At 65.5% G+C, this 12,562-nt stretch carries 8 protein-coding genes and 1 pseudogene; 8 read left to right on the top strand and 1 reads right to left on the bottom strand.

What is annotated here, in order from left to right:
- Nucleotides 1-15: 15 nt before the first annotated feature.
- The 8 genes from ACX9MO_RS18405 to ACX9MO_RS18370 all read left to right on the top strand — a co-directional run bounded on the left by ACX9MO_RS18405 (nt 16) and on the right by ACX9MO_RS18370 (nt 11,557).
- Complete coding sequence (locus ACX9MO_RS18405; protein WP_222490020.1) at nt 16-1,614, top strand: ABC transporter substrate-binding protein; 1,599 nt, start codon at nt 16-18, stop codon at nt 1,612-1,614.
- Nucleotides 1,615-1,620: 6 nt separating this feature from the next.
- Nucleotides 1,621-2,565 (top strand): ABC transporter permease, encoded by a 945-nt coding sequence (locus ACX9MO_RS18400; RefSeq protein WP_462212895.1) that lies wholly within the window; start codon nt 1,621-1,623, stop codon nt 2,563-2,565.
- The gene (locus tag ACX9MO_RS18395; protein ID WP_462212894.1) at nt 2,562-3,434 is read left to right on the top strand and encodes an ABC transporter permease; all 873 of its coding nucleotides are present in this window, start codon (nt 2,562-2,564) and stop codon (nt 3,432-3,434) included. Before ACX9MO_RS18400 ends, ACX9MO_RS18395 begins: the two co-directional genes overlap by 4 nt.
- Before the next feature lie 5 nt (nt 3,435-3,439).
- Nucleotides 3,440-5,332 (top strand): dipeptide ABC transporter ATP-binding protein, encoded by a 1,893-nt coding sequence (locus ACX9MO_RS18390; protein WP_462212893.1) that lies wholly within the window; start codon nt 3,440-3,442, stop codon nt 5,330-5,332.
- Between the two features lie 10 nt (nt 5,333-5,342).
- Entirely contained in the window at nt 5,343-6,854 is a 1,512-nt protein-coding gene (locus ACX9MO_RS18385; RefSeq protein WP_462212892.1) for a M81 family metallopeptidase, read from the top strand.
- A 17-nt stretch (nt 6,855-6,871) separates the two neighbouring features.
- Nucleotides 6,872-8,272, top strand: a complete 1,401-nt coding sequence (locus ACX9MO_RS18380; protein ID WP_462212891.1) for an amidohydrolase family protein — start codon at nt 6,872-6,874, stop codon at nt 8,270-8,272.
- A 10-nt stretch (nt 8,273-8,282) separates the two neighbouring features.
- Nucleotides 8,283-9,875, top strand: a complete 1,593-nt coding sequence (ggt, locus tag ACX9MO_RS18375) for a gamma-glutamyltransferase (protein ID WP_462212890.1) — start codon at nt 8,283-8,285, stop codon at nt 9,873-9,875.
- Nucleotides 9,876-10,417: 542 nt separating this feature from the next.
- A complete protein-coding gene (locus ACX9MO_RS18370; protein WP_462212889.1) occupies nt 10,418-11,557 on the top strand; it encodes a BamA/TamA family outer membrane protein in 1,140 nt (379 codons plus the stop codon).
- 640 nt (nt 11,558-12,197) lie between these two features.
- Here the strand turns inward: ACX9MO_RS18370 and ACX9MO_RS18365 are convergent.
- Nucleotides 12,198-12,499, bottom strand: a pseudogene (locus tag ACX9MO_RS18365) (transposase); the annotation flags it as partial.
- Nucleotides 12,500-12,562: the final 63 nt, after the last annotated feature.

Raw genomic sequence — 12,562 nt, 5'->3', positions numbered from 1 at the left:
AGGGAAACCAATTCAATGAAAAGACGTGACCTTCTGAAAAGCTCTGCCGCCTTCGCGGCGCTGAGCGTGGCGCCGGGCTTCAGCCTGACCGCTGCCCGCGCCCAGGGCTCCATGACCTTCACCAGCGTCCCGCAGTCCGACCTGGCCTCGATCGACCCGATCTGGACCACCGCGATGATCACCGCGATCCACTCGAACTGCGTCTTCGACACGCTCTACGGCCTGGACAGCAAGTTCCAGCCGCAGCTGCAGATGCTGGAATCCGGTGAGCCCTCCGAGGACGGCCTGACCTGGACCCTGGTGCTGCGCGACGGCCTGAAGTGGCACGACGGCGAAATGGTCACCGCGGAAGACTGCGTGGCCTCGATCAAGCGCTGGTGGGTCCGTGACACGCTGGGCCAGACCCTGGCAAGCGTCACCGACACCCTGGAAGCCGCGGACGAGAAGACCATCGTCTTCACCCTGAACCGTCCGTTCTCGATGCTGCCGAACGCGCTCGCCAAGCCGTCGGGCAACATGTGCGCCATGATGCCGGCCCGTCTTGCCGCCACCAGCCCGCACGAGCAGATCCCCGAGTGCATCGGCTCTGGCCCGTTCAAGTTCATGGCGGACGAGTGGGTTTCCGGCTCGAAGGTCGTCTACGAGAAGTTCGAGGACTACATCCCGCGCGAAGAGCCCGGCGAATACACCGCCGGCGCCAAGATCGCCTATGTCGACCGCGTCGAATGGCCGGTCATCAACGACAGCTCGACCGCCTACGCCGCCCTGAAGTCGGCCGAAGTGGACTCGCTGGAAGCCGTGGCACCGGACTTCGTCTCGATCGTGACGCAAGACCCCGACATCACCTCGGTTGCCCGTGCGCTGTTCTACCTCTGCATCATCCGCTTCAACCACCTGCAGCCGCCGTTCGACAACCAGGCCATCCGCCAGGCCGTCGCCTCGGCCGTCGATCAGGAAGCGTTCATGACCGCCATCTTCGGCGAAGAGAACAAGGCCTCCTGGGCGACCAACGTGGGCTACTTCACCCCGGGCACCCCGAACGACGTGGACGCGGGCAAGGACAAGATTGGTTCGCTGGCCAACATCGACGCGGCCAAGCAGGCGATCATCGATGCCGGCTATGACGGCACCCCCGTCGTCGTCCTCGACCCCTCCGACCAGGCCTGGATCCACGCCGGCGCCATGCTGACCGCGAACCTGCTGGAACAGCTGGGCATGAACGTCGACCTGCAGACCATGGACTGGGGCACGATGATGACCCGCCGTCCGGTCAAGGGCACCCCGGACGAGGGGGGCTGGAACGTCTTCGTCACCTCGCTCTCGGGCCCGAACAACCTCGACCCTGCCGGTCACCTCGGCCTGCGCGGCAACGGTGGCGACGCATGGTTCGGCTGGCCGGACAACCCCGAGATGGAAGAGATGCGGATGAACTGGTTCTTCGCAGAAGACGCGGCCGAACGGACCGCGATCATCGAGAAGATCCAGGAAACGGCCTTCGACAAGGTGCCTTACGTGCCGATGGGCGCCTACACGCAGATCACCGCCTACACCAAGGACTGGGTCGATATGCCCAAGGAAATGCCGCTGTACTACACCATGAAACCGGCAGGCTAACCTCAGGTGACTGCCTATATTATTCGACGCCTTCTGGCATCGATCCCGGTCATGATCCTGGTCGCGTTCTTCGTCTTCGGGCTGCTATACCTAGCACCCGGGGACCCCGCGGCGATCATGGCCGGGGATGCGGCCACGACGGCGGACATCGAGCGCATTCGGGAAACCCTTGGGCTCGATCAACCCTTCCTCGTACGTTTCGGCTCCTGGGTCGGTGGTATTTTTCAGGGTGACTTCGGCACCTCGATGTACACCAAGCAGGACGTTCTCAAGATGATCGTCCAGCGCCTCGAACCGACCTTCCTGCTGATGTCGATGACCCTCGTGCTTTCGGTCATCGTCGCCATTCCCATGGGGGCCATCGCCGCCTGGAAACACAACACCATCGTGGACCGGATCGTCATGATCATCGCGGTCCTCAGCTTCTCGGTGCCCAGCTTCGTCGTCGGCTACCTGCTGGCCTATTCGCTGGGTCTCAAGCTCAGCTGGCTGCCGGTGCAGGGCTACAAGGCCATCGGTTCCGATGGACTCTATGCCGCCGTGCGCTCGCTGACGCTGCCTGCGCTTGCACTCGGCTCCGTCTATGTCGGCCTGATCGCGCGGATCACCCGTGCCACCATGCTCGAAAGCCTCAGCCAGGATTATACCCGGACGGCCCGTGCCAAAGGCGTGAAGGAATCCCTCATCGTCTTCAAGCACGCGCTGAAGAACTGTTCCGTTCCGATCATCACCACCGTTGGCAGCGGCGTCGCCCTGCTGATCGGGGGCGCCATCGTGACCGAGACCGTCTTCGCGATTCCGGGTGTCGGTCGTCTGACCGTCGACGCCATCCTGCGCCGGGACTACCCGGTGATCCAGGGCGTGATCCTGATCTTCAGCTTCATGTACGTGATGGTGAACCTGATCGTCGACATCCTTTACACCGTCTTCGACCCGAGGATCCGCTATTGACCGTCTCTACCATTGATCCCCCGCGGTCCGGTCTGTCGCGCAGCTGGACGTGGCTGCGCCGGAACCCGGCTGTTCTCTTCGGCCTCGTGGTGCTGTCGATCCTCGTGCTGATGGCGGTCTTCGCGCCGTTCCTCGGCACGGTCGATCCCAAGGCCGTCTCGCCCTTCGAACGCACCCAGACGCCGTCCGCGAAACACTGGTTCGGCACCGACATGCTGGGACGTGACCTCTGGTCGCGCGTTGTCTACGGGACCCGCGTCTCGCTGACGGTGGGCTTCCTCGTGGCGATCTGCTCGACCGTTCTGGGCGCGCTGATCGGCGTCTTCTCCGGCTTCATCCGCTGGGTCGATGCCATCGTCATGCGCCTGATGGACGGGCTGATGTCGATCCCCTCGATCCTGCTGGCCATCGCGCTGATCACCCTTTCGAGCGCCTCGATCTGGAACGTGATCCTCGCCATCACCATCGTCGAGACCCCGCGCACCGTGCGTCTGGTCCGTGGCGTGGTGCTGTCGCTGCGGGACGAACCCTACGTGGGCGCGGCCCAGATCGCCGGTATCTCGATGCCGGGCGTGATCTTCCGCCACATCCTGCCCAACACCTTTGCACCGCTGCTGGTGCAGGCGACCTATATCTGCGCCGTCGCGATCATCTCCGAGGCCAGCCTGTCGTTCATCGGTGCGGGCGTTCCGCCCTCCACGCCGTCCTGGGGCAACATCATGGCCGAGGGCCGGGCGCTGTGGCAGATCAAGCCGCACATCATCGCCTTCCCGGCCATCGCGCTGTCGATCACGGTTCTGGCCATCAACATGCTGGGCGACGGTCTGCGCGACGCGCTTGATCCGCGCATGAGCACCCGGAGGCACTGAGAGACATGAGCGATACTCAAACCCTCATCCGTCCCGAAACCAAGCTGGAGATGCCGCCGCAACGCCTCGTCGATGTGAACGGCATGACCATCCGCTTCGGCTCGGACGCCAAGCCTGCGGACGTCGTGCGCGATCTCTCCTTCCACGTCGACCGGGGCGAGACCCTGTCGATCGTGGGGGAATCCGGGTCGGGCAAGTCGGTCTCCTCGCTGGCGCTGATGCGCATCGTGGAAAACGGCGGTGGCCGGATCATCAAGGGCGACATGCGCTTCCGGCGCCGCAACAACGAGGTGGTGGACCTGCGGGCCGCCAGCCCGCAGTTGCTGCGCAAGATGCGCGGCGCCGACATGGCGATGATCTTCCAGGAGCCGATGACCTCGCTGAACCCGGTGTTCACCGTGGGCCAGCAGATCTCGGAAGCGGTCCGCCTGCACCAGAATGTCAGCCAGCACGATGCCCTGCGAGAAGCACAGGACATGCTGGACCGGGTGCGCATTCCGAACGCCGGTGCGATCCTGCGCCGGTACCCGCACGAGCTGTCGGGCGGGATGCGGCAGCGGGTCATGATCGCCATGGCGCTGTCGTGCAAACCCTCGCTGCTGATCGCGGACGAGCCGACCACCGCGCTCGACGTGACCGTGCAGGCCCAGATCCTGACCCTGATCCGTGAACTCCAGAAGGACATGGACATGGGGGTGATCTTCATCACCCACGACATGGGCGTGGTGGCGGAGGTCGCGGATCGCGTTCTGGTCATGTACCGGGGCGACCAGGTCGAGGAGAAGGACGCCGTCAGCCTGTTCAAGAACCCCGAGCACGCCTATTCGCGGGCTCTGCTGTCGGCCGTGCCGCAGCTGGGGGCAATGACGGGCACCGACCTGCCGGCGCGCTTCCCGCTGCTGACCATGTCGAACCCCGACGTGGCCACGGCAGAAAAGCCGGTGAAGGCGCCCACGGCCGCCGAACCGATCCTCCAGGTCCGCGATCTGAAGACCCACTTCGACATCCGGGGCGGGATCCTGTCGCGCGTCACCCACAAGGTGCACGCGGTGGAGCAGGTCTCCTTCGATCTCTACCCGGGGGAAACCCTGTCGATCGTGGGGGAATCCGGTTGCGGCAAGACCACGACCGGCCGGTCGCTGCTGAACCTGACGGAAAAGACCTCGGGCACCGTGCTGTTCGAGGGCAAGGACGTCAGCCAGCCGAACAGCCCGGACGTCAAGAAGGTGCTCCAGCGGAACATGCAGTTCGTGTTCCAGGACCCGTTCTCCTCGCTGGATCCGCGCCAGTCGATCGGCAACTCGATCCTTGAGCCGCTGCGGCCCATGGGCTCGATCCGGACCCCGGAAGCCAAGGACCGTCTGGCGTGGCTGATGGAAAAGGTGGGCCTTGCGCCCGAGATGGCGAACCGCTTCCCGCACGAGTTCTCGGGCGGTCAGCGTCAGCGTATCTGTATCGCGCGCGCCCTTGCGGTGAACCCCAAGGTCGTGATCACGGACGAGGCGGTCTCCGCGCTCGACGTGTCGATCCAGGCGCAGATCGTGAACCTGCTCATGGACCTGCAGGACGAGTTCAACATCGCCTTCCTGTTCATCTCGCACGACATGGCCGTCGTGGAACGGATCAGCCACCGCGTGGCCGTGATGTACCTTGGCCAGATCGTCGAGATCGGTCCGCGCCGTGCTGTCTTCGAGAACCCGCAGCACGAGTATACCAAGCGCCTGATGTCGGCCGTTCCGGTGGCCGACCCGTCCCGGAAGCGGCCTGACCGCCTGCGCGACACCTCGGATCTGCCCAGCCCCACACGGGCCCTTGGCGACGATCCGGTTGTCGAACCGCTGGTCGAAGTCGGACCGGGCCATTTCGTTGCCCGACACAAGGTCGGCGGCAAGTACTAAGGAGACCACCATGCCCGCGCCCCGTATCGCCATCTTCGGCCTGCACCTTGAGGCGAACGCCTTTGCACCGCCGACGGTGGAGGAGGATTTCCGCGCCCTTTGCTGGGCAGAAGGCGAGGAAATCACAAAGGGGGCGCGGGAGGTCAGCAAGCTGCCGTCCGAACTCCCGGGCTTCTACGAACGCATGGATGAGACCGGCGACTGGGAGCCGGTCCCCCTCATCATGGTGGCCGCCCCTCCGGGCGGCCCCATCGAAGCGCCGCTCTTCGCCCGGATCAAGGACCGGATGGAAGAGATGCTGCGCGCGGCCCTGCCGGTGGACGCGATCTATGTCGCCAGCCACGGCGCCTCGGCCGTTGACGGGCTGGAAGACAGCGACGGCACGCTCGTCGCGCTCGCCCGCGAGATCGTCGGCCCCGATATCCCGATCGTGGTCAGCCACGACCTGCACTGCAATATTTCCGAAAAACTGACCGACGCCGCGGATGCGCTGCTGGCCTACCGGACCAACCCGCACGTGGACATGCGCCAGATCGCGTCCGAAAGCGCCGATGTGCTGCGCGCCATGCTGGGCGGCCAGAAGGTTGCGAATGCCTTCATCCGCCTGCCGCTGGTGCCGCCCTCCGTCACGCTTCTGACCGCGCGCGGGCCCTATGCCCGCATGATCCGCCGCGCCGAAGAGGTGATGCAGCGCGACGACATCGCCAATGTCTCGATCACCGGCGGCTTTGCCCAAAGCGACCTGTCGAAATGCGGCATGACGGTCAACGTCACCACATGGGGCGACCAGGCGCTTGCCGATCAGGTCTGCACCGACCTGGCGCAGGAACTCTGGGATGACCGCGGCTCCTATGTCACCAACATGATGGAGCTGGAGGACGCCGTTTCGCTGGCGCTCTCCTCCGAAAAGCCGGTGATCTTCGCCGATGTGGCCGACAACCCCGGCGGCGGCGGACGCGGCAACACGACCTACGTGCTGCGCGCCTTCCACGAGGCCAAGGTCCCCGATTGCGCCTTTGGCGTGCTGGTCGATCCGGCGCTTGCCGCCGAGATGCACGAGAAGGGCGCAGGCACCACGTTCAAGGCGGTCTTCAACCGTGAACCGGGGCTCTACTCCGACACCTTCGAGGCCGAGGCCGAGATCCTCTGCCTGACCGACGGCAACGACATCGGCCGGCGCGGCACGCTGGCGGGGCGCAAGTTCGACCTCGGCGACGCCGGCCTGCTGCGCCTGACCGACAGCGGCCTGCTGGTGGTCGTGGGCTCGCTCCGCCGTCAGCTGTTGGAACCCCGGATGCTGGAAATGCACGGCATCGACATCGCCAAGCTGCACTGCGTCGTGGTCAAGAGCCGCGGCCACTTCCGCGCCGGTTTCGACGAATTCTTCCCGCCCGAGCAGACCTTCGAGGTCGATGTGCCGGGCCTTGTCAGCGCGAATTTCTCGCGTCTCGACTTCAAGCATCTCCCACGCCCGGTCGTGCCTCTCGATCCGGAAACGGTCTGGACCCCGGGCGTCAAATAACCAAAGGACATTCAGAAATGGCTGAGAAATTCGATGTGCTGTTGCGCAACGGCACGCTGGTGGATCCCAAGAACGGGATCGAGGCGCAGCGTGACATCGCAATCAGCGGCGGCAAGGTCGTCATGGTCGCCGAAACCATCGAGGGCAGCGCCGAGCGCGAGCACGACCTGACCGGCAAGGTGGTGATGCCGGGCATCATCGACACCCACGTGCACATCTCCCGCTGGGTCGGTGGCAAGGAAGGCCACAAGATGATGGCCAAGGCCGGTGTCACCACGGCACTGGACATGGCCGGCCCGATCGAGGGCGTGGTCGAGATCGCGGGCAAGTACGGCGCGGGCCTCAACATCGCCTCGATCAACTACGTCCGTCCGGGCCACACCGTCGACACGGCCAACCCGCTGGAGGACGAGCTGAAGGACGTGCTGGCCAAGAGCCAGCGGGCAGGGGCCATCGGCCTCAAGATCCTGGGCGGTCACTTCCCGCTGACCAAGGATGCCTCGGCCCGGGTGATGAAGGTCTGCGCCGACACCGGCGCCTATGTCGCCTTCCACGCCGGCACGCTGGAAACCCCGCCGCCCGCGCCAGCCACCATGGCCGAGGCCTGCGAACTGGCCGAGGGTCGTCCGCTGCACATGCCGCACGTGAACTCCTATTGCCGGAACGAAGGCGTGATGGGTGGCGAGGAGGTCATGGACAAGCTGGCCGAGCATCCGCACATCTGGTCGGAAAGCTACCTCGCGCCCTTCAACGGCACCTCGGCGCTCTGCTCGAACGGCGTGCCGGAATCCAACGCCACCAAGCGCGGCGTGGCCCTTGGCGGCTTCGAGCCGACGCAGGCGGGCATGGAAGAGTCGATCCTTGGCGGCTGGACCCACATCCACGCGGTCGTCGATGGCGAGATCGTTCTGGCCACCGGGCAGGAAGGCTATGACTTCTGGAAATCGGTCGAGATGCAGACCGGCTGTTCCTTCATGGTGAACCCGCCGGAACCCCGGATGCACCTCGTCACCAAGAAGAAGAAGGACGGCTCCTTCTTCATCGACTGTCTTGCCACCGACGGTGGCGGCATCCCCCGCAACGACATCGTGCAGCGCGGCCTGCCGCTGGTGCGGATGACGGCGCTGACGATCAGCGAATTCGTCATGAAGTCGAGCTGGACCCCGGCCGTCATGCTGGGCCTGCGCGACAAGGGTCACCTTGCCGTGGGCGCCGATGCCGATGTCACCGTGCTGGACATGGAGAAGCTGGAGCCGGTTCTGGCCTATTCCAACGGCAAGCGCATCATGGAGAACGGTGAGGTCTTCCCGATGCCGTCGCGCTTCATTGCCACGTCCGAGGGCGTTGCCGCGGTGAAGGCCGCAGGCATGGAGGCCCTCGTGCTGGAGCCGGGCACCTGGCTGCCGGCGCGCGACTGAGGAGGACAGGATGCACCAGTTGAACAACCGACAGGATTACACCGGCGGACGCTCCGCCATCTATGCCGAGAACGGGGTGGCGGCGACGTCGCACCCGGTGGCCACGCAGGCCGCGCTCGACATTCTGCGCGCGGGCGGCAATGCCGTGGATGCGGGCATCGCGGCGATCTCCACGCTCTGCGTGGTGGAACCGGCGATGACCGGCCTCGGCGGCGATTGCTTCATGATCCTCTCCAAGGGGGGCGTGGGCAAACCGATCGGGCTGAATTCCTCGGGCCGCGCGCCCGCGGCTGCGACGCTGGAGTGGTACAAGGAAGCGGGCATCTCGGAGATCGAGGTGCCCACCGCCCATGCCGTCACCGTGCCCGGTGCGGTGGACGGCTGGTGCCGGATCCACGCGGATCACGGCAAGCTGGACATGGCGCAGATCCTCGCCCCCGCCATCAAGGCGGCGGAAGAGGGCTATATCGTCCAGCCCCGCGTGGCGCGGGACTGGGGGGAATGCGTTTCGAAACTCGCCCGCGATGCGGACAGCACCGCGCGCTATCTCTTCGACGGCAAGGCGCCCAAGGTCGGCGACCGGGTGAAACTGCCCGAATTGGCCAAGACCCTGCGCGAAATCGCCTCCAAGGGGCGCGATGGCTTCTACAAGGGCTGGGTCGCGGAGGACATCGTCGCCAAGCTGACCTCTGTCGGCGGTCTGCACACGCTGGAGGATTTCGAAGCCTCCGAGCCGACCTACGTCGAGCCGATCAGCACCACCTACCGCGGTCATCAGGTCTATGAGATCCCGCCGAACGGGCAGGGCGTCACCGCACAGGTGATCCTGAACGTGCTGGAAGGCTACGACTATGCGTCGCTCTCCGAACTGGACCGGGTGCATATCCTCGCCGAGGCGGCGAAACACGCCTATGTCCGCCGCGACGCGCTGATCGGGGACCCCGATTTCGGCCCGGTCCCGGTCGAGCGTCTGCTGTCGAAGGAAGAGGCGGACTTCATCCGCTCCAAGATCGACATGACCCGCGCCGCCCCGCAGGGCGAGCCGGACCGCTTCGTGCACCGCGACACGACCTACATGACCGTGGTGGACAAGGACCGCAACGCGCTCTCCTTCATCAACTCGCTCTTCTCGGGCTTCGGCTCGGGGATCACGGCGCCGAAATCCGGCGTGGTGCTGCAGAACCGTGGGTCTTCCTTCCGCCTGATCGAAGGCCATCCCAACGCCATCGCGCCGCGCAAGCGTCCGATGCACACGATCATTCCGGGCATGCTGGGGCAGGGCGACAAGATGGTGATGCCCTTCGGTGTCATGGGCGGCCAGTACCAGCCGGTGGGCCATGCGGCGCTGATCAGCAACATCCTCGACCTCGGGCTCGACCCGCAGGAGGCGATCGCCGCGCCGCGCAGCTTTGCCTACAACGGCGAGATGCTGCTGGAGGACACGTTCAAGCCCGAGATCTGGGAGGGCCTGCGCGCCCGCGGCCACGACGTGAAATCGCAGTTCCCGGTGGGCGGCGGTCAGGCGATCTGGATCGACCACGAGCGCGGGCTGCTGATCGGCGGCTCCGAGCCGCGCAAGGACGGCTGCGCCATGGGCTACTGAGCCCGTCGCGGCTGCGGCCGCCAAGAGGAAACGCGCGACAGCGGGGGATGGCGCGCGTTTCACCGGCCGGGCTCCATGGGGATGTGGACCGGCCGGGAAGCGACTGCCCGGGGGCGCACGGCCGGTGCCCCCGGGCAGTTGTCGTTTCGCGCGGGCCGAAGGGCGACGGGGCGGAGGCTGCATCCCTGCGGCCCTGCCCGTGTCTCCGGTGTACGGACCGCGCCCGGAAGCCTGCGTGCAGGCGTCTTCACCCGGACGCCTTCTATCAGACCTTGCTGTCGGCCTTTGATATCGGCCTTTGATGTTGGACCGTGCCATCGAGCTACGCCAATGCAGGTGACCTCCGAACCTGGTCAGCGGACCGGATGTCCGCAGGTCTGCGCTGCACCGGTCCGGGCCTCCCGCTGCCTCAATGTCGTGTCTTCTCGGTCCCCTGCGCCCCCGAACCGTGGGGCCCGGTCACGCTCGGGCATGGACAGGGCCCCCCTTGCCTTGCCATGATCGGGCGGCATCGGTTTGACGAGGTTGACGAGGTTGACGAGATGACATCCAGAGCAGGTCTGCGTGGCGGGGCCCTGAGCCTTCTTCTCTCGGCGTTGCCTCTGCTCGGTCAGGCGCAGCCCTACCTGCCGGATCTCAAGGAACACGGGCCCGCGGTTGCCTCCGAGACCGCGCTGAGTTTCCGAGACGGCTCGTTCATCGTCGCGCCGATTCCGTTTTCCAATCCGATGATCGGGGGCGGGTTGGCTCTTGGCGCGGGCTATCTCTTCACCCTGCCAGACTCGAAGCCTTCGGGCATCGGCATCGGCAAGATGAAATCCGCCAACGGCAGCGAGGGTCTGGCGCTCGGCGGGTCGGTCAATTTCGCGGACGGTGACTGGACGCTGGCCGCCGTGGCGGGCGAGGCCGTGCTCTATTACGACCTCGCCTATGAAAGCATCGACATACCGCTGAAGCACGAGGGCTTCCTTGCCGGCGTCAGCATCGGTCGGGCGTTGTCGGATCGGCTGAGTTTCAGCCTCGGCCTCAGTTACCTGGAGACGGACATCGCGTTCGACAGCGAGTTCTTCAACGAACTTCCGCCTGTGCTGCAGCCACAAGCAGAGCTCGATCTCGCCAAGATCTCGCTGACGGGCACCTATGATACGCGGGACAACACCTTCTTCCCGACCGATGGCCTGCGCGCGTCCCTGTCTATCGGTCATGCGGTCGAGGTGGATTCGCTTTTCGATCGACGGCTGGAGATCGGTCACACCGAGTATACCAAGGGCGTTTTCTCGCTCTCCTCCTACCACGCCGTGGGGGCAGAGGGCGTGGTCGCGCTCAGGGGGGTCCTCTGCGCGGCCTCCAGCAAGTCCCCCTTCTTCGACACCTGCGGCGTCGGCGCGGCCAGCGGTTTGCGCGGGTTTCCGGCGACGGACTACATCAACCGCGCGTCGGCCTCTGCACAGGTCGAATACCGGGGCCGCATCAGCGAGCGGTTCGGATATGTCGCCTTTGCCGCCCTCGGCGGCGGGGGGCGGGATCTGGGCTCCATGTCCTTCAGCCAGGGCGGCTATTCCTATGGCGCCGGCCTGCGCATCCGGCTCTCGAAAGCCTACAAGCTTGATTATGCGGTCGATTACGCGGTGAACGACCAGTCCGAGGGGTATCTCTACATCACTCTGGGACAGAAGTTCTGACGCCTTCCCGGCGGTCCGTCGGTGCCGGGGTCTGCCGTCGGGCGGTCGCGCGTCCTGCCACTCTGGCCTGCAAGGCGCCCGTGCCGCGCGGCCTCTGATCTGGCCCACCTGTGCCTCGCAGGAGGGCGCGGCCCGACGCGGAGCGTCAGTCCGCAAGACCTCGCGCCTCTTTCGTTGGGAGGTGGGGCCGACGCCTTGACCTGACGGGTCAGAAGTCCCGGTCCTTTGGCGCGGGGGCCATGTCGCCGGAGCCGTTCCAACAACGGGTTGCACTGCCCGGCCAATCGGGGGCAAAAGGCCCCCCAACCCTCTACAAGCGGTCAGGTGACCATGAACCAGCAGTCGACAGCACACGGGAGTCCGGACCTCCACCGCGCCGCCCGCCTTTCGGTCGCCCCGATGATGGATGGTGCCGATCAATTTCCTTCTGGTCTGCTTTTGCCTTGTTTCTAAGGCTTCGATGGGTGCCGCCGGAGGTGTGTAGGCCCGAATTGTAGGCCCGCCTTCAAGCTGGCACGAGACATGATGTCGAATTCTGACGTGTAGTTTCAAGCGGGAATCGATAATGGCGTCGCCACCATTCGATCAGGATCTGCGCCCGTCGGGGCAAGAAGAGGACTACTCCGTCGAGAAACTCGTTGCACTTACGTCGGCGCGAGGGGCTCAGCAGTTTCCCCGAGCCGCCTCGCTCAGGATCATCTTGTCGAGGGTCAGCTCGGAGACGGCACGCCGGAGCCGTCGGTTCTCCTTCTCAAGCAGTTTGAGCCTTTTCAGCTGATCGCGGCTCAGACCGCCGTAGTGCCGCCGCCGCCGGTAGTGGCTCTGCTGCTCGATACCGCCCTGCCGCGCTGCAACACCGACCGACGGTCCCTGGCCTTGCACCACCTCAACTTGTCGTGGCTTCAGCGCGAGTCCTTCGGGCTTCTCTCGCTTCCCAGCCATGCTCTGGCCTATCTCCATGATGGGATCATTCTATCCCAGTCGGCGGACCACGTCACAGGGGGC

Source organism: Pseudooceanicola profundus (assembly GCF_054919315.1).
This window is presented reverse-complemented; position numbering and strand designations above follow the sequence as displayed.

What these genes read in the sequence shown, in the direction of transcription:
- ggt (WP_462212890.1), top strand. Translation starts at nt 8,283, where the DNA reads ATGCACCAGTTGAACAACCGACAGGATTACACCGGCGGACGCTCCGCC.
- ACX9MO_RS18405 (WP_222490020.1), top strand. Translation starts at nt 16, where the DNA reads ATGAAAAGACGTGACCTTCTGAAAAGCTCTGCCGCCTTCGCGGCGCTG.
- ACX9MO_RS18380 (WP_462212891.1), top strand. Translation starts at nt 6,872, where the DNA reads ATGGCTGAGAAATTCGATGTGCTGTTGCGCAACGGCACGCTGGTGGAT.
- ACX9MO_RS18385 (WP_462212892.1), top strand. Translation starts at nt 5,343, where the DNA reads ATGCCCGCGCCCCGTATCGCCATCTTCGGCCTGCACCTTGAGGCGAAC.
- ACX9MO_RS18370 (WP_462212889.1), top strand. Translation starts at nt 10,418, where the DNA reads ATGACATCCAGAGCAGGTCTGCGTGGCGGGGCCCTGAGCCTTCTTCTC.
- ACX9MO_RS18390 (WP_462212893.1), top strand. Translation starts at nt 3,440, where the DNA reads ATGAGCGATACTCAAACCCTCATCCGTCCCGAAACCAAGCTGGAGATG.